Annotated in this window: 18 protein-coding genes; 5 read left to right on the top strand and 13 right to left on the bottom strand. The window is 64.9% G+C overall.

Annotation, left to right across the window (positions count from 1 at the left end; genetic code table 11):
* Positions 1-20 precede the first annotated feature (20 nt).
* On the top strand, positions 21-1,625 hold the full coding sequence (locus tag IEX33_RS09135) for a DUF349 domain-containing protein (RefSeq protein ID WP_188729531.1): 1,605 nt from the start codon (positions 21-23) through the stop codon (positions 1,623-1,625).
* Positions 1,626-1,748: 123 nt separating this feature from the next.
* Positions 1,749-2,477 carry a type IV toxin-antitoxin system AbiEi family antitoxin gene (locus tag IEX33_RS09130; RefSeq protein ID WP_188729530.1) on the top strand — a complete coding sequence of 243 codons (729 nt, stop codon included), beginning with the start codon at positions 1,749-1,751 and terminating at the stop codon, positions 2,475-2,477.
* Here the strand turns inward: IEX33_RS09130 and IEX33_RS09125 are convergent.
* The 9 genes from IEX33_RS09125 to pdxT all read right to left on the bottom strand — a co-directional run bounded on the left by IEX33_RS09125 (position 2,358) and on the right by pdxT (position 12,325).
* Entirely contained in the window at positions 2,358-4,751 is a 2,394-nt protein-coding gene (locus IEX33_RS09125) for a RelA/SpoT family protein (RefSeq protein ID WP_174181106.1), read from the bottom strand. The two genes, IEX33_RS09130 and IEX33_RS09125, sit on opposite strands and share 120 nt — an antisense overlap.
* Positions 4,752-4,886: 135 nt before the next feature.
* Positions 4,887-5,915 carry a protein translocase subunit SecF gene (gene secF, locus IEX33_RS09120; protein WP_188729529.1) on the bottom strand — a complete coding sequence of 343 codons (1,029 nt, stop codon included), beginning with the start codon at positions 5,913-5,915 and terminating at the stop codon, positions 4,887-4,889.
* Positions 5,915-7,672, bottom strand: a complete 1,758-nt coding sequence (secD, locus tag IEX33_RS09115; protein ID WP_104185949.1) for a protein translocase subunit SecD — start codon at positions 7,670-7,672, stop codon at positions 5,915-5,917. The genes secF and secD overlap by 1 nt, the downstream gene beginning before the upstream one ends.
* Positions 7,673-7,772: 100 nt before the next feature.
* Positions 7,773-8,165, bottom strand: coding sequence for a preprotein translocase subunit YajC (gene yajC / locus IEX33_RS09110; protein ID WP_104186120.1), 393 nt, complete (start codon positions 8,163-8,165; stop codon positions 7,773-7,775).
* 288 nt (positions 8,166-8,453) lie between these two features.
* Complete coding sequence (ruvB, locus tag IEX33_RS09105; protein ID WP_174181112.1) at positions 8,454-9,509, bottom strand: Holliday junction branch migration DNA helicase RuvB; 1,056 nt, start codon at positions 9,507-9,509, stop codon at positions 8,454-8,456.
* Complete coding sequence (gene ruvA / locus IEX33_RS09100) at positions 9,502-10,146, bottom strand: Holliday junction branch migration protein RuvA (protein ID WP_174181114.1); 645 nt, start codon at positions 10,144-10,146, stop codon at positions 9,502-9,504. Before ruvA ends, ruvB begins: the two co-directional genes overlap by 8 nt.
* 90 nt (positions 10,147-10,236) lie before the next feature.
* Positions 10,237-10,824 carry a crossover junction endodeoxyribonuclease RuvC gene (gene ruvC, locus IEX33_RS09095; RefSeq protein WP_188729528.1) on the bottom strand — a complete coding sequence of 196 codons (588 nt, stop codon included), beginning with the start codon at positions 10,822-10,824 and terminating at the stop codon, positions 10,237-10,239.
* Positions 10,825-10,855: 31 nt separating this feature from the next.
* On the bottom strand, positions 10,856-11,611 hold the full coding sequence (locus IEX33_RS09090; RefSeq protein ID WP_104185953.1) for a YebC/PmpR family DNA-binding transcriptional regulator: 756 nt from the start codon (positions 11,609-11,611) through the stop codon (positions 10,856-10,858).
* Between the two features lie 3 nt (positions 11,612-11,614).
* Positions 11,615-12,325 carry a pyridoxal 5'-phosphate synthase glutaminase subunit PdxT gene (gene pdxT, locus IEX33_RS09085; protein WP_188729527.1) on the bottom strand — a complete coding sequence of 237 codons (711 nt, stop codon included), beginning with the start codon at positions 12,323-12,325 and terminating at the stop codon, positions 11,615-11,617.
* A gap of 89 nt (positions 12,326-12,414) precedes the next feature.
* On the opposite strand from pdxT, the gene IEX33_RS09080 reads away from it, so the two are divergent.
* The 3 genes from IEX33_RS09080 to IEX33_RS09070 all read left to right on the top strand — a co-directional run bounded on the left by IEX33_RS09080 (position 12,415) and on the right by IEX33_RS09070 (position 16,699).
* Positions 12,415-13,707: a Mur ligase family protein gene (locus IEX33_RS09080; RefSeq protein WP_188729526.1), complete on the top strand. Its 1,293-nt coding sequence runs from the start codon at positions 12,415-12,417 to the stop codon at positions 13,705-13,707.
* Positions 13,704-14,465: a type 1 glutamine amidotransferase gene (locus IEX33_RS09075; protein ID WP_188729525.1), complete on the top strand. Its 762-nt coding sequence runs from the start codon at positions 13,704-13,706 to the stop codon at positions 14,463-14,465. The genes IEX33_RS09080 and IEX33_RS09075 overlap by 4 nt, the downstream gene beginning before the upstream one ends.
* A gap of 221 nt (positions 14,466-14,686) precedes the next feature.
* Positions 14,687-16,699, top strand: a complete 2,013-nt coding sequence (locus IEX33_RS09070) for a M3 family metallopeptidase (RefSeq protein WP_188729524.1) — start codon at positions 14,687-14,689, stop codon at positions 16,697-16,699.
* A gap of 240 nt (positions 16,700-16,939) precedes the next feature.
* Here the strand turns inward: IEX33_RS09070 and pdxS are convergent, their stop codons facing one another.
* The 4 genes from pdxS to thrS all read right to left on the bottom strand — a co-directional run bounded on the left by pdxS (position 16,940) and on the right by thrS (position 21,239).
* A complete protein-coding gene (pdxS, locus tag IEX33_RS09065) occupies positions 16,940-17,866 on the bottom strand; it encodes a pyridoxal 5'-phosphate synthase lyase subunit PdxS (protein WP_104185958.1) in 927 nt (308 codons plus the stop codon).
* 145 nt (positions 17,867-18,011) lie between these two features.
* Positions 18,012-18,635 carry a phosphatidylinositol phosphate synthase gene (gene pgsA / locus IEX33_RS09060; protein WP_188729522.1) on the bottom strand — a complete coding sequence of 208 codons (624 nt, stop codon included), beginning with the start codon at positions 18,633-18,635 and terminating at the stop codon, positions 18,012-18,014.
* Entirely contained in the window at positions 18,625-19,212 is a 588-nt protein-coding gene (locus IEX33_RS09055; RefSeq protein WP_174181130.1) for an HIT family protein, read from the bottom strand. Before IEX33_RS09055 ends, pgsA begins: the two co-directional genes overlap by 11 nt.
* 17 nt (positions 19,213-19,229) lie before the next feature.
* The gene (gene thrS, locus IEX33_RS09050; RefSeq protein WP_188729520.1) at positions 19,230-21,239 is read right to left on the bottom strand and encodes a threonine--tRNA ligase; all 2,010 of its coding nucleotides are present in this window, start codon (positions 21,237-21,239) and stop codon (positions 19,230-19,232) included.
* Positions 21,240-21,258 lie beyond the last annotated feature (19 nt).

The raw sequence follows: 21,258 nt of genomic DNA, 5'->3' as shown, positions 1-21,258 counted from the left end.
CAAGCGAAAGACTTTTAGCGGTGACAGACAGTCAGAAATCCGACGAAACAGCAACAGACCTGACCGAAACGGCGGCCTCCGCCGCCGACGGCGCAGGAACTGAAGCAGCCGGCACCCCAGCAGTGGAAGCTCCTGAAACCGGGGCAGCCGCAGAAGAACCCGCCGCAAGCGAGGCAGATCCTTCCGCTCCCGCGGACGACACTCCCGCTGATGACGATTCCGCACCTGCCCCCGCACCGGCAACTGCACCAGCACCCTCACCGGCTCCTTCCCCCCGGTCAGCAGCTCCGTCCCCGGCCGCGTTCGCTTCCCGCCCGAAACCTGCAGCTGCCGCTCCGGCGGCAGCGGCTGTTCCGGCAGTTCCTGCCACCTCCCTGGCCGAAGCCTCAAAGTGGGGCCGGGTTGAAGGCGACGGGCATGTGTTCCTCACCATTGACGGCAGCGAGCACGCCGTAGGGCAGTACCCGGGCGTGAGCGACGACGAAGCCCTCGCCTACTTTGCGCGCAAATATGACGACGTCGTGGCACAGATTGTGCTGCTCGAACAGCGCGTCAGCTCCAAGGCCCCCAGCACGGACATGCAGAAAACCGTCACCCACCTGCGCGAGCAGCTTGCGGAGCGGAACATGGTGGGCGACCTGCGGGCAGCCGAGGCGCGGCTGGACAAGCTTGCTGAGCAGATCGGCGAGCTGGAGAAAGCCGAAAAAGCCGAGCACGACGCCGTCCGCGCGTCCGAACTGGCAGCGCGCGAGGCAATTGTTGCCGAAGCCGAGCAGATCTCCGGCCAGGACCCCGCACAGACACAGTGGAAGACCTCCAGCGCCCGCATGAACGAACTCTTCGAGAGCTGGAAGACAGCGCAGAAGAGCGGCGTGCGCCTTGGCCGCAGCAACGAAGACGCCCTGTGGAAGAGGTTCCGGGCAGCGCGCACCGTTTTCGACCGCCACCGCCGCGCCTACTTCTCCCAGCTGGACAGCAACAACTCCGCGGCCAAGTCCGCCAAGGAAAAGCTGATCGCCGAGGCTGAAGCACTGTCCACCTCCACCGACTGGGGTTTTGCCGCCGGCGAGTACCGCAGGCTGATGGACCAGTGGAAGGCATCACCGCGTGCCAGCCGCAAGGACGACGACGCACTCTGGGCCCGTTTCCGCGCGGCACAGGATGTGTTCTTCACGAACCGCCAGGCCGCCAACGAAGAGATTGACCAGGAATACGCTGCCAACCTCACCGTCAAGGAGGCCCTCCTGCTGGAGGCAAACGCCATCCTTCCGGTCAAGGACCTGGCCGCGGCCAAGAAGGCACTGCAGTCCGTCCGTGACCGGTGGGAAGAAGCAGGCAAGGTCCCGCGCGGCGACATGGGCCGCATCGAAGCCGGGCTGCGCAAGGTTGAGGATGCAGTCCGGAACGCTGAGGAAGAGCAGTGGCAGCGCTCCAACCCGGAGCGGAAGGCGCGCACCAACAGTGCCCTGTCCCAGCTGGAATCCGCAATCGCAAGCCTTCAGGACGATCTTGCCAAGGCGGAGAAAACCGGTGACCAGCGCAAGATCAAGGCCGCCCAGGAAGCCCTTGAGGCACGCCAAGCTTGGCTCGACCAGATCCAGCGCTCGGCCAGCGAACTCTCATAAGCCAGCACGTTCTCGCTCGTCCGCCTGCCCCACAGGCCGGCGTCTGGGACAGGCCCGGTCCGGTTATCCACATAACCGGACCGGGCCTGTTCCTGTTAAGGGCCTGCGCGGCAGGATGGACGAATGGCGATTCCATCGGCTCCTCCGGGCACTGACCATCCGGCCGCAGCAGAGGCAGCAACACAACGTTTCCCGGAACTGTATGTTCCGGAGATGCCCTTCGCCATGCCCGAACTGCAGGCCCTCGCCGCGGACGGACTCCTGGACAGGCTTCACCACCGCGGCTATACACTGCCCGGAGTCGCCGCGTCCCCGCAGCTGCGTGCACGGGCGGCGGCGGGCGCTGTGCCGCCGTCGGTCAGGCAGAGGGTGGTTGCCGGCCGTATGACAGCAGCCTGGATCTACGGCTGCGCGGCAGAGCCGGACAGGCTTGCGCTGCTGGTGGACGCCAAACGAAGGGTTTCAAGCCTCCGGAACACCCGGGGCTGCACCCTGCACGAGGTGAAGCTTGGCCCGTTCGACGTGGTCAGCCTTGGCGGCCTGATGGTCTCCAGCCCGCTGCGGACCGCCCTGGACATTGCCCTGCACGTGGACGCGGGCAGGGCCATCCCCGCATTGGAAAGCCTGCTGGCGCGCCCGCAAAAGGACGTGCGCCTGCGCCTGCTCGTCCTGGCCATAGAGGCGACGCCGCGCGTGCCCCACAAGCGGGCCGCCCTGGAAAAACTCGCCGCGCTAGCTCCGGCGCTTGTTGCCGGTGGTCCGGTACACGTCGAACACGCCGTCGATCCTGCGGACAGCGCTGAGGACGTGGCTCAGGTACTTGGGGTCACCCATTTCGAAGGCAAACTTTGAGATCGCCACCCGGTCCGTGGAGGTGTGCACGCTGGCTGCCAGGATGTTCACATGGTTCTCGGACAGGACGCGGGTGACGTCGGACAGCAGCGACTTTCGGTCCAGCGCTTCCACCTGGATCTCGACCAGGAAGACGCTGGACTGCGTTGGCGCCCACTCCACGTCGACGATGCGGTCGGGCTGGTCCTTGAGGTCCGAGATGTTGGTGCAGTCTGTCCTGTGCACGGAGACGCCCGAGCCCCTGGTCACAAAACCGAGGATGGGATCGGGGGGCACGGGCGTGCAGCAGCGGGCCAGCTTGACCCAGACGTCGCCGACGCCCCGGACCACCACGCCGGAATCGGAGAAACGGGCTTTGGTGACCTGGGTGGGGATGCTGACTTCGGCGATGTCGTCGTCGGCGCTCTCGTTGCCCCCGAGGCTTTCGACCAGCTTTTCCATGACCGATTGGGCGGACGTATGCCCGTCGCCCACTCCGGCGTAGAGTCCCGAAATGTCAACGTACTTGAACTCTTCTGCTACGGCGGCCAGGGCCTCGTGGGTCATCAGCCGCTGCAGCGGGAGGTTCTGCTTCCGCATTGCACGGGTCAGCAGTTCCTTGCCGCGGTCAATCGCCTCTTCCCGGCGTTCCTTGCTGAACCACTGGCGGATCTTGTTCCGTGCCCGGGCGCTCTTGACGAAGTGCTGCCAGTCCTGGCTGGGCCCGGCGCCTTCGGCCTTGGAAGTGAAGATCTCCACCCAGTCGCCGTGGTTGAGTTCGCTGTTGAGCGGAACCAGTTTTCCGTTGACCCGGGCACCGATGGTCCGGTGGCCGACTTCGGTATGGACTGCGTATGCGAAGTCCACGGGTGTGGAACCTGCGGGCAGCGCCATGACTTCGCCCTTGGGGGTGAAGACGAAAACTTCCCGCGCGTTGATCTCGAAGCGGAGGGAGTCCAGGAACTCACCCGGATCCGAGGTTTCCTGCTGCCAGTCCACCAGGGACCGCAACCAGCCCATGTCGCCGTCGCGGGGGCTTCCGGGACCAACCGCGGTCCGGTTGGGCTGGTCCTTGTACTTCCAGTGCGCAGCCACGCCGTACTCGGCACGGCGGTGCATCTCATGGGTGCGGATCTGGATTTCCACCGGCTTGCCGCCGGGGCCGATGACCGTGGTGTGCAGCGACTGGTACATGTTGAACTTGGGCATCGCGATGTAGTCCTTGAACCTGCCGGGCAGCGGGTTCCAGCGCGAATGCATGGTGCCGAGGGCGGCGTAGCAGTCACGGACGGAGTCCACCAGTACACGGACACCCATGAGGTCGTTGATGTCGTCGAAATCCTTATCGCGGACGATCATCTTCTGGTAGATGGAGTAGTAGTGCTTGGGGCGGCCGGTGATGGTGGCCTTGATCTTGGCGGTACGGAGGTCTTCGGTGATCTGGTCGCGGATGACGCTCAGGCTCTTCTCCCGCTCGGGGGTCCTGTCCCCCACCATCCGGACAATCTCTTCGTAAACCTTCGGGTAGAGCGCAGCGAAGGAGAGATCCTCGAGCTCCCACTTGATGGTGTTCATGCCCAGCCTGTGCGCCAGGGGGGCAAAGATCTCCAGCGTTTCCCGCGCCTTCCGGGCGGACGATTCAGCGGAAACGAACCGCCAGGTCCGGGCGTTGTGCAGCCGGTCCGCCAGCTTGATCATCAGGACACGGATGTCCTTGGCCATGGCAACAACCATTTTGCGGACAGTCTCGGACTGTGCCGCCTCGCCGAAGCTGACCTTGTCCAGCTTGGTCACGCCGTCAACAAGCATGGCAACTTCGGGCCCGAAATCCCGCTTCAAGTCGGCGAGGGTGTAGGGCGTGTCCTCCACAGTGTCGTGCAGCAGGGCCGCGGCCAGCGTGGTTCCGCTCAGCCCAAGTTCAGCGAGGATGGTGGCCACGGCCACGGGATGCGTGATGTACGGGTCGCCGCTCTTGCGCTTCTGCCCGCGGTGGCTTTGTTCCGCAACGTCGAAGGCCCGCTGGATGAGGTCGAAGTCCTCTTTGGGGTTGTTGGCCCGGACGGTCCTCAGCAGGGGTTCAAGGATGGGTGAGTACGTCGCCGTGCTGCGCCCTGTCAGCCGGGCGAGCCTGGACCGGGTGCGCTCCCTGCGGCCGGGAAAGGTGGGCCGGGACCCGGAGTTGTCGACCGGAACCAGCGGGCCGGGGCGCGCGGACGAGGCCACCCCGGCCTGCGTACCGTTGGCAGCACCCTTGTCACCCTGTGCCGCTGGCGCTGACGCCGAACGCTCTTCCAATGAAGTACCCCTCACCACCGTTTTAATTACTTCAGTCTATTCCCCGCGGCGGTGAGAATTATAACCAGCGCCTTAAACACGGACGGGCCGGCCGGCGTCAGTCTCCTGACGCCGGCCGGCCCGTGAGTGCGCGGGTTATGCGGGGGCTGTTTCCACGGCTGAGGAGCCGGACCCGGACCCTGTGCCGGCACCGGCACGCCGGTGCTCAACCCGCTTCGCCTGCCTCACGAGGTCGGGCTCGTTCTGGCGCAGCCAGGCATACATCGGGGCTGCCACGAAGATGGTGGCCGCCGTGCCGATCAGGATCCCGACAAACAGTGCCAGCGAAAGGTCGCGCAGCGTACCTGCCCCCAGCAGCCCGGCACCGATGAACAGAATCGCTCCCACGGGGAGGATCGCCACCATCATGGTGTTGATTGACCTGACGAGCGTCTGGTTCACGGCGAGGTTGACCTCCTCGGCGAACGTGCGGCGGGTGGACGCGTCCAGGTCGGCGGTGTTCTCGCGGATCTTGTCGAAGACCACCACCGTGTCATACAGGGAGTAGCTGAGCACGGTCAGGAACCCGATGATTGCCGACGGAGTGACCTCAAAGTCGCTGAGGGCGTAAACGCCTGCGGTGATGAACATAGTCACCGCCATGCCCGCGATGGCAGAGAGGGACATCTTCCACGTGCGGAAGTAGAGTGCCATCAGCACTGCGGCGAGGAGCACGAACACCACCAGGCCGATCAGGGCCTGCTTGGTGACGTCGGCGCCCCAGGTGGGTCCGACGAACGTCGAGGTCACCTCATTGTCGGTGACGCCGTACGCGCTTGTGAGTCCCTCCTTGATGCGGAGCGTCTCATCGTCGGTCAGTTTGTCCGTCTGGATCCGCATGGTGGTGCCGGCAACGTTCGCCACGCGCGGCACGCTGCCCTGAACCACGTCGGTCACGGCCTTCTCCCCCAGGGCCGCATCCGTGGTCTGCACGTTGGAGACGGTGAATTCGGATCCGCCGCGGAACTCGATGCCGAGGTTGAAGCCGCCCTTGGCCAGCGGAATGATGATGGACAGGACAACAGCCACCGCCGCGATGATGAACCAGAGTTTCTTGGCCCCCACAAAGTTGTAGGAGCGCTTTCCGGTGTAGAGCTCGTTGCCGAAGTTGGCGAAGCCTGACATTACTTGTTCTCCTTCGCTGAGGACTTCGAGGAGCCCGCGAGCTGCTCCTGCTTCTCCGCCAGGCGGCGTTCGGCGATGGTCATCCTGCGTTCCGCTTCGGCGGCCGCACCGGCGTTCTTGGTCCGGACCGCCGCAGGCTTGTCTGCCGGGGTCCGGACGCGGCCTGCACCGCGGTACAGCGGAACGGCTCCGAGCCGTTTCGGATCAAGGCCGGACAGCCGGTGGCCCTCGCCGAAGAACCGCGTGCGCGCCAACATCTGCAGCGTCGGGTGCGTAAACATGAACACCACGATGAGGTCGGCGATAGCGGTCAGGCCCAGCGTGAACGCAAATCCGCGGACGTTGCCCACGGCCACGAAGTAAAGGACCAGCGCGGCCAGCAGGTTGACGGCCTTGGACGCCAGCACGGTCCGCTTGGCCCGCTTCCAGCCGTTTTCGACGGCGGAGACCAGGCCCCGCCCCTCACGGAGCTCGTCCCGGATCCGCTCGAAGTAAACGATGAAGGAGTCCGCCGTCTGGCCGATTGCCACGATGAGGCCCGCGACGCCGGCCAGGGACAGACGGTAGTTTTCCGTCCAGCCCAGGATGGCGATGGCGAGATACGTCAGGAGGCCCGCGACCACCAGTGAGGCGATGGTCACCAAGCCGAGCGCCCGGTACTGGAACAGGGAGTAGACCACCACCAGCAGGAGACCGATGATGCCCGCCAGGAGGCCCATGCGCAGCTGCTCACCGCCGAGGGTGGCCGAAATCTGCTGCTCGCTCTGGATCTCGAAGCTGATGGGCAGGGCACCGAAGCGGAGCTGGTCGGACAGGGCCTTGGCGCTTTGCTCGGTGAACCCGCCGGTGATCTGCGGGCGGCCGTCGGTGATGACGGCAAGGGACCGGGGCGCGGAGATGACCTGGTCATCCAGCACAATGGCGAACTGCGCCTTGGGGTCGTTGCCGGCGTCGCCGCCAGCGGCAACGTAGAACTGGTTCAGGCGTTCGGTAACCTCTTTGAACCTGGCCGTGCCTTCGTCGTCGAACTGGATGTTGACTGCCCAGTCGTTGGTAACGGCACCCTGTGCGCCCTGCTGGAGCTGGAAGGAGGACGTAACGATGTTGCTGCCCTTGACCTCCACGGGACCCAGGATGTACTTGATCGCAGGGTTCGTGTCTGAAGCCGGCTCGCAGGTCACCAACGGCTTGGCCGGATCTGAGCGTTCCCGCTCGTCCTGGGCCGGGTTGTCGCAGTCCAGGGTCTCAAACTCGCGGTAGATCTCCGGAGTGATCCAGTTGATGTCGCTGCTGTTGGCGGGTTCCGCCGTCGGCTTGGGCAGCTGGTCCTCAGGCGCCCGCTGCTCTTCGGGGACGGGAGCCCCGGCACCGGCGAGCAGCACCGGCCGGAAGTTCATGTCCGCGGAGGCCTGGATCAGGTCGCGCGTCTGGCTGGAGGGGGTGCCGGGAAGGCTGACCACCACATTGCGCCCGGACTGGGTGCTGATCTCTGCTTCGGCAACACCTGAACCGTCAACGCGCTGGCGGATGATCGCCACGGCCTGGTTAAGCTGTTCCTCGTTGATGTCCGAACCGCCCTCGACCTTCGGCGCCAGGATCATCTGGGTGCCGCCTTCGAGGTCGAGCGCCAGCTTGGGCGCCCAGCTTGCCTGCCCGGCGAGGGTGCCGCCGGCCAGGACGGCAGTGAGTGTGGCGAGGAGTACACCGAGCCAGACCAGGACCCTGAGGCCTGGTTTATTGGGGCCAGTTCGTGCCATTGTCGATCTTTCTCTTATTCACGGAGGAACCGCCGGTGCCTGCTGATGCTTGCACCGGCGGTGGTCCGCAGCGGTAGAGGTGTTGTGGAAGCAGCGGGGACTAGTTGTCCTTCTTGCCCTCGTCATTGAGGCGCTTCAGGGTTTCTTCCGGGGTCTCGGCTGCAGCGGGGGTGTTTCCGCTTTCCGCGGCGGTCAGGGAGGAGGCATCATCCGGCACCTCAGTCGCAGCGGGTACCCCGGCTGCGGGTTCGATGATCTTGGTGACTGCCTGGCGGTGCACGGTGGCCAGGTTGCCCGGGGAGAGCTCCAGGGTGACCTTGTTTTCTTCGTCGTCGATGTCGACGATGCGGCCGAACAGGCCAAAGCTGGTCATGACCTCAACGCCGGGGGCGAACTGCGACTGAAGCGTTGCCTGCTGCTGCTGGGTCTTCTTGTTGCGGCGGAACATCATGAAGATGAAGATGCCGAGCATCACGAACAGCAGGATCGACATGATGTCGATGCCGCCGCCGGGCTGGGTAGTGGTGGTCTGGGCAGTGATGTGTCCGAACACGGGGAAGTTCCATTCTGTACTTGCATTGAGCTGTACTTGCATTGAGCCGGTTGACAGCGCCGTCCGCTTTGAACGAGTGGCCTGGCGAAGCTGCTTGCCATCCATCCGCGGGCTGCCGGTAGTGCTGCCCGCGGGAACAAAGACCCGAACGTGCCGAGCGTCATACCAGTCTAAAGGGAAAAGCTGAACGGAGCCTGCTATTGGTATTAGGGGCCAGTCAGCCCGGGCTCAGGCGTCCTCTTCAGCCGGCTCAAACAGGTCCAGTTGCTCCTGGGCAAAGACACCCGACGGAATGGCATAGCCAAGGTGGGTCCAGGCAGGAGCCATGGCAATCCGGCCACGCGGGGTGCGGCCCAGCAGTCCCTCCCGGACCAGGAAAGGCTCAGCGACGGTTTCCACGGTTTCGGTCTCTTCACCGACGGCGATGGCCAGCGTGGAGAGCCCCACCGGCCCGCCGCCAAACTTGGTGATCAGGGCTTCGAGGACTGCGCGGTCAAGGCGGTCCAGGCCCTTTTTGTCCACTTCATACATGTCCAGCGCGGCGGACGCCGCCCTGGCATCGATCTGGTCGATTCCGTGGACCAAGGCCCAGTCCCGGACACGCCGCAACAGCCGGTTGGCGATGCGGGGAGTGCCGCGGGAGCGCCCGGCGATTTCGGAGAACCCGGCCGAGTTGACCTTGAGGTCCAGCAGGCCGGCGGAGCGGCGCAGCACAAGTTCCAGCTCCGGCACGGAGTAGAACTCCAGGTGGCCGGTAAAGCCGAACCGGTCCCGGAGGGGTCCCGGCAGCAGGCCCGCGCGGGTGGTGGCGCCCACCAGGGTAAAGGGCGGCAGTTCGAGCGGGATTGCCGTGGCACCGGCGCCCTTGCCCACCACAATGTCTACCCGGAAGTCCTCCATGGCCATGTACAGCATCTCTTCAGCCGGCCTGGACATCCGGTGGATTTCGTCAAGGAACAGGACCTCGCCCTCGGAAAGGGAGGAAAGAATGGCTGCGAGGTCCCCCGCGTGCTGGATGGCCGGGCCGCTGCTGATCCGCAGGGGCGCATTCATTTCGGACGCAACGATCATGGCGAGGGTTGTCTTGCCCAGCCCTGGCGGGCCGGAGAAGAGCACATGGTCCGCGCTGCGCCCGCGCATCCGGGAGGCCTGGAGCACCAGGGACAGCTGTTTCCGCACCCGGTGCTGGCCCACGAAGTCGTCCAGGTTCTTGGGCCGGAGCGCGGCCTCGATGGCCCGCTCTTCAGGCTCCTCCCCCGCGGCCACCAGTGACGGTTCAGCCACGGCTGCCTACGCGGTTGCCGGCCCGGGCACCGTCCTGCCCCAGCCACCGGAGCGTCGTCCGCAGGATCTCCGGCACGTTGCCGCGGAACGAGACCTCGGGATCGTCCGCCAGTGCTTTGTCGATGCTGGAGGAGGCGTCCTTTTCGGACCAGCCCAGGCTCGTCATGGCGGCCACCACCTGCGGTTTCCAGGCGGCCTCGGCCGGAGTGGACGCCGCTGCCGTGCCCGCCGTGCCGTGCGGAACCAGCTTTCCCGCCAGCTCCAGCACAATCCGCCCTGCGACTTTGGGACCGATGCCGGGAACTTTCGTGAACGTCTTGCTGTCCCCGGTGTGCGCGGCCACCCGGATCGCCTCCGGCTCGTGGACCGCCAGGACTGCCAGGGCAAGGCGCGGCCCCACCCCGCTCACACTGAGGAGGACATCGAAAACCTCCCGCTCGTCGTCGGACGCGAAACCAAAGAGCGTGAGCGAATCCTCCCGGACGATCAGGGAGGTGAAAAGCTGGCCTTCCTCGCCGGTGCGCAGCCTGCTGAGGGTCTGGGGCGTGGCGTTGACGCTCATGCCCGCCCCGTTGAGGTCAATCACGGCAGTGGAAAGACCCACATGCGCTACCGTTCCGCGAAGGAAACTGATCAAGGCCTGGCTCCTGGTGTCTTGCCGGGCTCCAGGGAGCAGGACCGGCTATCCGAACATATCTACGAATACCCTAGCAAGCGGGCAGGACATTCACCGGGCGCGGCGCGCCTTTGCTTCGGCTTCCGCCCATGCCCGCTGGGCCGGGGTCAGGGACGAGCTGCCCGGGCCGGTGGTGGCTGCACCCTTGTTGGCAGTGCCGCTGCCTGACCGCCAGGCGTGGGTGATGGCCAGCGCCAGGGCGTCTGCGGCGTCCGCAGGCCGCGGCGGTGTGTCCAGGCGCAGGATCTTGGTGACGAGCTTGGTCACCGCGTCCTTGTTCGAGGACCCGCTGCCGGTGACTGCGGCTTTGACTTCCGACGGCGTGTGCAGCGCCACCGGGATCCCCCGCCGGGCCGCTGCGGCGATGACCACCCCGGACGCCTGGGCCACGCCCATCACTGTACTGACGTTGAGCTGGGAAAAGACCCGTTCGACGGCGAGGACGTGCGGCTCGTGGCGGTCAAGCCATTCGTCGATGGCGAGGGCGATCACCAACAGCCGCTGGTCCAGGCTGTCCTCGGGCGACGTTCCCACCACACCATAGGCAACCATGGTGGCCTGTCTGTTCCGCTCGACGTCAACAACGCCGATCCCGCAACGGGTCAGTCCGGGATCCACGCCCAGGACGCGCAGCGTCACAGGTGTAAACGCCCGGCAGGCAGGCGGAGCGTCACTCAGAGTCCAGGGCGGCCTGGACGTCGTCGCTGAGGTCGGCGTTGCTGTAAACGTTCTGGACGTCGTCGAGGTCCTCCAGGGCGTCAACGAGCTTCATGAACTTCTTTGCGGCTTCCAGGTCCAGCGGCACTTCCATGGACGGAACGAATTCCGCCTCATCGGTGTCGTACTCGATGCCTGCGTCCTTCAGGGCGTCGCGAACGGCCTGGAGGTCCTTGGGGTCCGAGTGGATCTCAAAGGTGTCGCCATTGTCCTTGACTTCCTCGGCACCGGCGTCCAGGACAGCCATCAGGACGTCGTCCTCGGTCAGGTCCTTCTTGGGCAGGGTCACTACGCCCTTGCGGCTGAACAGATAGCTCACCGACCCGGGATCGGCGATGGTTCCGCCGTTGCGGGAGATGGCAAGGCGCACCTCCGAGGCAGCACGGTTCTTGTTGTCCGTAAGGCACTCGATAAGCAGCGCGGAACCCTGCGGTCCGCGGCATTCGTACATGATCTCGGTGTAATCGACCACTTCACCGGTGAGCCCGGCCCCGCGCTTGATGGCACGATCGATGTTGTCTGCCGGAACGGAGGTTTTCTTGGCCTTGGTGACGGCGAGTTCCAGGCCCGGGTTGCCCTGCAGGTCCGGGCCGCCCATGCGCGCAGCAACTTCGATGTTCTTGATCAGCTTGGCAAACGACTTGGCGCGGCGGCTGTCGAGGATGGCCTTCTTGTGCTTCGTCGTTGCCCATTTGGAGTGGCCTGACATGCTTTACGCTTCTCCTCTGATCATGCGGATAAAAAGTTCGTGTACGCGTTTCTCCCCAGTCACTTCCGGGTGGAAGGAGGTGGCCAGCAGGTGGCCGGAACGCACTGCAACAATTCTAGCTGTCCCCGGCAGCGGTACGGCGTGGGAAGCGTGCTCCGGGTCGGCGGGCACCACCTGGGCGAGGATTTCGACGCCGGGACCAACGCGTTCCACCCACGGCCCGCGGATGAAGACGGCATGGACAGGTGCAACACCGGAGGCGGTGGCGCTGAAATCCAGGCCCTTGAAGTCAAGGTCTGTTTCGAAGGACTCGCGCTGCCGGCCGAAGGCGTTGCGGCGGACGGTGATGTCCAGTCCCCCAAACGTCTGCTGCGGAGCCCCGGACAGGTCCGTCGCGGGATCGGCAATGTCGTTGGCAAGGAGGATCATCCCAGCACATGATCCATAGACCGGCAGGCCTTCGGCGATGCGTTCCCGCAGCGGTTCGGCCAGTTCGAAGGCCCGGGCAAGTTTGTCGATGGCGGTGGATTCGCCGCCGGGGATGATGAGCCCGTCCAGGCCGTCGAGTTCCTTGGGCCGGCGGATGCCCACGGCCTCGGCGCCGGCGGCTTCGATGGCCCGCAGGTGCTCGCGGAAGTCGCCCTGGAGCGCCAGCACGCCAATCCGAAGGCCTGAACCCGGGCGCGCGGAAACAGCCGAAAGGGAATTTGTCATCCGTCCAGCATACGGGTTCGCCCTCCGCGGGCACCGGCAGGTGCGGCGCCGACGGCGGTTGCATGCCGTTGCTGGGATATATTCAAAACATGCTCTACTTCAGTGTTCCGCTCGGCAAACTGGTCCGCCGGGTGTCCCGGCTTCGGGGCGGCGGGTCCGCCCTGCCCGGGCTGGTGGTTGAAAAAATCGACCCCGGCTTCATGCGGCGGACACTCAGCACCCTCCCCCACGGCGTGGCGGTGGTCAGCGGCACCAACGGCAAAACCACCACCACCAAAATGGTGGTGGAACTGCTGGAAAGCCAGGGCTTGCGGGTCTTTACCAACCGCACTGGGAGCAACTTCACCCGCGGCGTGGCTGCCGCCCTGCTTGGCGAGGTGGACTGGCGCGGCCGGCTGGATGCGGACGTTGCCGTGCTGGAACTGGACGAAGCCCACGCCGTGCATTTCGTCAACAGTGTCCCGCCGCGCTACTGCCTCCTGCTCAACGTCCTCCGCGACCAGCTGGACCGGTTCGGCGAAATCGACAAGACGGCCCAGCTCCTCCAGCACATCGCGGCGAAGACCACCGGAACGGTGGTGCTGAACCGCGAAGACCCCAGGGTTGCCCGGATTGCCGAATCGCTCACCGGACAGGACGTCAAGTACTTTGGTCTGGACGATTCGCTCCTGAGCACCTTCCCCAACGACGACGACATGCGGACCGCTCCAGGAAGTCCCGCTCCGGCGGGACTGCCGGAGAAGCCTGCCGCCGACGTCGTACTTCGCAAGGTCGGCGCGGACACCGCTGAGTTTGAGTACGACGGCGCCACTGTCACCACGGGGATGAAGCTGCGGGGTGTATACAACATTTTTAATGCGGCAGCTGCGCTGACGCTGGCGCGCAGCATCTGCGGCAGCGGCGCCGCCACGGCCAACCATGACACCCTCCTCGAGGCGCTGTCCCGCGTGGCTCCTGCCTTCGGACGAGGGGAAAGCCTCACCGTGGACGGCCAGCCCCTGGACCTGGTCCTGGTAAAGAATCCCAGCGGCTTCCGGCTGGGCCTGAAGTCGTTCCCTGCAGGCGGCTATGCCACCATGATCGCCATCAATGACAACTATGCGGACGGCCGGGACATGTCCTGGCTGTGGGACGTGGAATTCGAGTCCCTGCGCGAAGGCGGGGTTGACCAGCTCACCGGCTCACGGGCCTACGACATGGCACTGCGGCTGCAATATGACGACGTCCGCATCGGCAACGTGGAGCCGGACATCACTCCGGCGCTGGCGGCCTTCATCAGGGAAGCCCAGGGAAAGCCCAAGCGCATCTTCTGCACATACACGGCCATGCTGGCGATCCGCCGCGAGCTATCCAAAATCACCACTGTGGAGGTTGTCTCTTGAGCCAGGCAGGCACGGATCCCGCAACGGAAAACTCCGCGGGCAAGGGGACCCTCCGGGTGGTGCAGCTGTACCCCCGCGACATGAACATCTACGGCGACTGGGGCAATGCCCTGGTCCTGCAGCGGCGCATCAGCTGGCACGGCTACACCCCGGAGCTGCTCGAGTACAACGTGGGTGATCCGTTCCCTGAAGACGTGGACATCATTGTGGGCGGCGGCGGCCAGGACAGCGGCCAGCTGGTCATCCAGGACGACCTCCAGGCCCGGGCGGGGGTGCTGAAGGACCTTGCCGAGGACGGTGCGCCGATGCTTGTCATCTGCGGGCTTTACCAGCTCTTCGGACATTTCTTCAAGACCCGTACCGGCGCCGTCATCCCGGGCATCGGCATCCTCGATGTCGAGACACACGGCACTGAGGAGCGGCTGATTGGCAACGTCAAGGTTGCCACACCGGAGTTCGGGGAAGTGCTCGGCTACGAGAACCACAGCGGGCAGACAACCCTGGGCAGCGGCGTGCGGCCTTTGGGCTCCACCCCGAAGGGTATGGGCAACAACAGCAGCGACGGCAACGAGGGTGCCCGCTACCGCAATATCGTGGCCAGCTACCTGCACGGCTCGCTCCTGCCCAAGAACCCGGCCATTGCGGACTTCCTGATCCGCACGGCAGCTGAGCGCAAGTACGGCAGATTTGTTCCTGGCCACCCCGATGACAGCTACGCGGAGCTGGCACGGGAACACGCAGCACGCCGTCCGCGCTGACCCAGGCCCGGTCCATGGGTCTGCACCTTCCGGAAGCTGCCGGCCGAACTGCGGCCGCGCCAAAAGATCCGCATTGTTGACCGGACTGCCGGGACCGGTGCCAACCGGAGCAGTCCATCCTGACGCAGCCGCCGGCCCGCCCTGCATAAGGGAATTCCAGGGGGCGGTCCATGGCGTGGCTCACATTGAGAAGCGTGGCCTGCTGTGAAAGGTTCTACTTCATGACCAACCCCCTTATGGCACCCAGTCCCCTGCCCTATGGAATTCCGCCCTTCGCGTCGATCACCACCGCCGATTATGAAGCCGCCGTCCGCGGTGGCCTCCAAGAGCACCTGGCTGAGATCCAGGCGATCGTTGATGACCCTGCCCCTGCCACTTTCGAGAACACGGCAGTGGCGATGGAACGCTCCGGCAGGCTTCTGGACCGCGCCGCTGCGTCCTTCTTCACGCTCGTATCGGCCGATGCATCCCCGGAGATCCGGGACCTGGAAACGGCGCTGTCACCGCTGCTCTCTGCGCATCAGGACGACGTATTCCTCAACCGGGCACTGTACGAACGCTTCGCCGCCATCGACACCGCCGGCTGCGATGCCGAGTCCGGGCGGCTTGTTGAGGAGTACCTGAAGGAATTCCGGCAGTCCGGCATCCAGCTGGAAGGCCCAGCCCGGGAAAGGCTCAAGGAGGTTAACGCCGAGCTCTCCCGACTGGGCACCGAATTCGGACAGCGCGTGAAGGAAGGAATGAAATCCGCTGCCTTGCTGCTGGATCACGCAGGCGAGCTGGCAGGACTGCCGGCCGATGATATTGCCGCCGCCGCGGAGGCTGCCCGCACTGCCGGCCATGACGGCAAGTTCCTGCTGACACTGATCCAGCCGACCAACCAGCCTGCCCTGTCCGCCCTCGAGAACCGCGGGGTCCGCCGTCGGCTGTTTGAAGCGTCCGTGGCGCGGGGCAGCGGGGGCGGCAGCCTCAACGTGCTGGATTTGGCCACATCAATGGCCCGGCTCCGCGCCGAGAAAGCGGCGCTTCTGGGCTTCGCCAACTACGCCGAACTGGTGGTTGACCGGCAGACAGCCCCGGACTTCGGAGCGGTCCAGACCATGCTGAACCGCATGGCACCGGCAGCGGTGCGGAACGCCGACGCCGAAGCCGCGGCACTGGCAGAGGCCGCGGGCCATCCGCTGGAGGCCTGGGACTGGGCCTTCTACTCCGCCAAGGTCCGGCGGGAACGCTACGACGTTGATGAACAGGCCCTCCGTCCCTATTTCGAGCTGGACCGGGTTCTGACCGACGGGGTCTTCTTTGCCGCAACTTCCCTCTTCGGCATCACATTCCACGAGCGGAAGGACCTTGCCGGCTACCACCACGACGTCCGCATCTGGGAGGTCCGCGACGAGGACGGCATGGGGCTCGGGCTGTTCCTGGGTGACTACTACACCCGTGAGTCCAAGCGGGGTGGCGCCTGGATGAACTCCCTCGTTGAACAGTCTGCGCTGCTGGGAACAAAGCCGGTGGTCATCAACAACCTGAACATCTCCAAGCCGCCTGCGGGTGAACCGACGCTCCTGACGCTGGACGAGCTGCGGACCACCTTCCATGAGTTCGGCCACGCCCTGCACGGGCTGCTGTCCAACGTGACCTATCCCCGGTTTTCCGGAACTTCAGTCCCCCGCGACTTCGTCGAATACCCGTCCCAGGTCAACGAAATGTGGATTACGTGGCCCGACGTGCTGCACAACTATGCGCGCCATCATGTGACGGGCGAGCCGCTTCCGCAGGAGGTCGTCTCGAAACTGGACGCCTCGCGGCTGTGGGGTGAAGGCTTTGCCACCACCGAGTATCTGGGAGCAGCGCTGCTGGACCTGGCGTGGCACGTCCTGGACGGCAGCGGGGTTCCGGAGGATGCTGTTGCGTTTGAAGACAAGGCCCTGGCCGCCGCAGGCATCGCCCACGCCTTGATTCCGCCGCGCTACCGGACGGGCTATTTCCAGCATGTATTTGCCGGGGCGGGGTATGCGGCCGGCTACTACTCCTATATTTGGAGCGAGGTCCTGGATGCCGAGACGGTGGACTGGTTCACCGAGAACGGCGGACTCACCCGGGCCAACGGCAACCGTTTCCGCCAGGAGCTCCTCTCCCGGGGTAACAGCCGCGACCCGCTGGAATCATTCCGCATCCTCCGCGGCCGCGAAGCCACGCTGGAACCCCTGCTGAAACGCCGCGGCCTGGAATAGCCGAGCTCCCTACCCCACCCCACTTAAAGAAGTACGACGCCGGTCCCCACCAAGAGAAGGTGAGGAACCGGCGTCGTACTTCTTTAGCCAACGCACCCTGGCGAGGGACGGTGTTATCCGGCAGCGCGCGTAAAAGGGCCCCCGCGCCGGAACCAGCTACTCAGCTGCCAACTACGCGCGGGGAATAGCGCGCCGAGGATGACGCCGTCCGGCGCGCCCATGGCGACCAAAGGCAGAGGACTACCAGCCGCGCTCAGCGAGGCGGTGGGGCTGGGGGATCTCGTCAACGTTGATGCCCACCATGGCCTCGCCCAGGCCGCGGGAGGCCTTGGCGATGACGTCGGGGTCGTCGAAGAAGGTGGTGGCCTTCACGACGGCGGCCGCGCGCTGGGCGGGGTTGCCGGACTTGAAGATGCCGGAACCGACGAACACGCCGTCAGCGCCGAGCTGCATCATCATGGCGGCGTCAGCCGGAGTGGCGATGCCGCCGGCGGTGAACAGCACCACCGGAAGCTTGCCGGCAGCGGCAACTTCCTTGACCAGTTCGTACGGGGCCTGCAGTTCCTTGGCCGCAACGTACAACTCGTCCTCGGGCAGGGCAGCGAGCTTGGCAATCTCGGAGCGGATCTGGCGCATGTGCCCGGTGGCGTTGGAGACATCGCCGGTGCCGGCCTCGCCCTTGGAACGGATCATCGCCGCGCCCTCGTTGATGCGGCGCAGCGCCTCACCCAGGTTGGTGGCACCGCAGACGAAGGGAACCTTGAAGTTCCACTTGTCGATGTGGTTGACGTAGTCGGCCGGGGTCAGGACCTCGGACTCGTCAATGTAGTCCACGCCGAGGGACTGCAGGACCTGCGCCTCGACGAAGTGGCCGATCCGGGCCTTGGCCATAACCGGCACGGAGACGGCGTCGATGATCTTGTCGATCATATCGGGATCGGACATGCGGGACACGCCGCCCTGGGCGCGGATATCGGCCGGAACGCGTTCCAGCGCCATCACAGCAACGGCACCGGCGTCTTCGGCGATGCGGGCCTGCTCGACGTTGACGACGTCCATGATGACGCCGCCCTTGAGCATCTCAGCCATGCCCCGCTTTACGCGGTTGCTGCCCGTGACGCTGTTCGCGGACGTACCGGCCTCGCTGCTTACATCAGGTGTAGACACAAAAACCCCTATGGGTAGATAGATGACCTTCGCCGGTCGTGCAGGGCGGCACGGAGATGCCACGTGTACACACACCGGGTTGCCGGATCCATTGACCGGGCAGTCCTAATACTAGTCTCACCGCGGCCGGCCGGCTTAATTCGCGTTAATCGGCCGGTGACGGTTCCGCGAGGGCTTGGCGGCGTACCGAGACCACACGCTGGACCACCGTGATGAAGCTGGCCACGGCAAGGAGCAAAAGCGTCACCAGCAGGACCACCTCCGGAAGTCCCAGGCCAGTGAAACCGGTGACAACCAGCACCGAAACGAGGCGTTCCGCCCGTTCCGCGATGCCGGTATTGGCGGTGAATCCCAACGACTCCGCCTTGGCGCGGGCATAGGAAACCACCATGCCCAGGACAAGGCACACCACGGCAGACACTGCGATGGGGACGTTGGCCCCGCCGGTGAAGAACCAGACAGCCAGGCCGGCGAACAGCGCGCCGTCGGCAATCCGGTCGAGGGTGGAGTCAAGGAAGTTCCCCCAGCGGCTGCCCACCTCCCGCATCCTGGCCATGATTCCGTCCAGGACGTCGGAGAAGATGAACGCCGTGATGAACAAAGTTCCCCACCACAGCTGGCCGAGCGGGTAGAACACCAGAGCGCCCACCACCACTCCGGCGGTGCCGATGACCGTTACGGCATCCGGCGAAATTCCGATTTTGAGGAGCCAGCGGGCAAGCGGGGTGAACAGCGCGGTGAAGAATCCGCGCGCGTGCCTATTCAGCATCCGTCTCCCCGGGCCAGGCGTCGGCCACCTGCTGGCGGACCTCGTCGAGGGTCTGCGTGATGGCCTTGGTCTGGGCGATGATGGGGAAGAAGTTCCCGTCGCCGCCCCACCGGGGAACAATATGCTGGTGCAGGTGCGCGGCGATGCCGGCACCGCCAACAACCCCCTGGTTCATGCCCAGATTGAATCCGCCCGGATTTGCCACTTTCCGCAGCACCCGCATGGCCGTCTGCGTGAGGTCCGCAAACTCCGCCGTCTCATCTAGTGTCAGGTCGGTGTAGTCCGGGATGTGCCGGTAGGGGCACACCAGGAGGTGCCCGGGGTTGTAGGGAAACAGGTTGAGCACTACGTAGCAGGTCTTTCCGCGGTGGACGATGAGTGCTTCCTCGTCAGTCCGTCCGGGGCCGATGCAGAAGGGGCAGTCATTTTCGTTCTTGAACTGGTGCTGCCCGCCCTTGATGTACGCCATGCGGTGCGGAGTCCACAGGCGCTGGAACGCGTCCGGGACACCGGCGAGGTCAAAGTCGTCGGTAACGCCGGCATCTCCTGGATACCCTGCGCCTGTGTTCTCCTGCACGGTGCTGTTCCGTTCCGCTAGCTGGTCCGGTTTCGGACGGCTTCCGTGATCCGCTTGACGGCCTCTGCCACAGGCACGCCGTTGTCCTGGCTTCCATCGCGGAAGCGGAACGAGACGGCGCCTGCTTCGGCATCGTCACCGCCGGCAATGAGCACGAACGGAATCTTGTCCTTGCTGGCCGTGCGGATCTTCTTGGGGAACCGGTCCGAGGAGGTGTCCACTTCCGCGCGGATGCCTGCTGCCTTCAGCTGGTCCACGACGTCGAACATGTACTCGTTGAAGGTCTCCGCCACCGGAATGCCCACCACCTGGACCGGTGCCAGCCATGCGGGGAAGGCGCCGGCGTAGTGCTCGGTGAGCACGCCCATGAAGCGCTCGATCGATCCGAACAGGGCCCGGTGGATCATCACGGGCCGCTGGCGGCTGCCGTCAGCGGCCTGGAATTCGAGTTCGAACCGTTCGGGCAGGTTGAAGTCCAGCTGGATGGTGGACATCTGCCAGGTGCGGCCAAGGGCGTCCTTCGCCTGCACGGAGATCTTGGGGCCGTAGAAGGCGGCCCCGCCGGGATCAGCGACCAGTTCCAGGCCGGATTCCTCAGCAACCTCGGAGAGGGTACGCGTGGCTTCTTCCCAGGCGGCGTCCTCGCCGACGAACTTCTCCGGGTCCTTGGTGGAGAGCTCAAGGTAGAAGTCGTTCAGGCCGTAATCCTTCAGGAGGTCGAGAACGAACGTCAGAGTTTTGGTGAGTTCGTCCTTCATCTGCTCGCGGGTGCAGTAGATGTGGGCGTCGTCCTGTGTCATGCCGCGGACACGGGTCAGGCCGTGCACCACGCCGGACTTTTCGTAGCGGTAGACAGCGCCGAATTCGAAGAGCCGCAGCGGCAGCTCCCGGTAGGACCGTCCCCGCGAACGGAAGATCAGGTTGTGCATGGGGCAGTTCATCGGCTTCAGGTAGTAGTCCTGGGCAGGCTTCCGGACTGTACCGTCTGCGTTGAGTTCCTCATCCACGCGCATGGCCGGGAACATTCCGTCCTTGTACCAGTCCAGGTGCCCTGAGACCTCGTACAGATGCCCCTTGGTGATGTGCGGGGTGTAGACGAACTCGTAGCCGGCTTCGACGTGGCGCTGCCGGGAGTAGTCCTCCATCTCCTTGCGGATGATGCCGCCCTTGGGGTGGAAGACGGGGAGGCCTGAGCCGAGTTCATCCGGGAAGGAAAAGAGGTCCAGTTCCGAGCCGAGCTTGCGGTGGTCGCGGCGTTCTGCCTCTGCGATGCGTTCCTGGTAGGCCTTGAGGGCGTCCTTGGTGGGCCAGGCCGTGCCGTAGATGCGCTGCAACTGCTGGTTCTTCTGGTTACCCAGCCAGTACGCGGAGGACGAACGGGTGAGGGCAAAGGCGTTGGAGATGAGCTTGGTGTTGGGCAGGTGCGGGCCGCGGCAGAGATCGCACCAGACGGTGGTCCCTTCCTTGCGCTCAACGTTGTCGTAAATAGTGATGTCGCCTGCGCCGACCTCGACGTTCACGCCTTCGCCGGCCTCTGCAGCCTCGTTTTTCTTGCCCAGCAGTTCGAGCTTGTAGGGCTCGTTCTTCATGGCTTCGCGGGCTTCGTCCTCGTTGACGACGCGGCGAACGAACTTCTGGTTCTGGTTGATGATTTTTTGCATCATCTTCTCGAGGGTCTTGAGGTCCTCGGGAGTGAACGGTTCGGCGACATCGAAGTCGAAGTAGAACCCGTCAGCGATGTACGGGCCGATGCCCAGCTTGGCGTCAGGACGCAGCTGCTGGACAGCCTGGGCCATGACGTGGGCGGTGGAGTGGCGGAGGACGTTGAGGCCGTCAGGAGAGTCAATAGTGACGCCTTCGACGTCGGCGCCTTCCGGGAGCTCCTGGTCAAGGTCCTTCAGTTCGCCGTTGACGCGGGCTACAACAACATCACGGCGCTCAAAGAAGAGTTCCGCACCGGTTGTCCCGGTAGTCACCTTGGTCTCTTCGCCATCGACGAGAAGGGTGATCTGCTGGGCATCTGACACGGGTGTCTCCTATTCAAAG

It is taken from the genome of Pseudarthrobacter scleromae (assembly GCF_014644515.1).
Lineage (GTDB): Bacteria > Actinomycetota > Actinomycetes > Actinomycetales > Micrococcaceae > Arthrobacter > Arthrobacter scleromae.
Note: the sequence above shows the minus strand (reverse complement) of the source record. Positions and strands in the feature narration are given on the sequence as shown.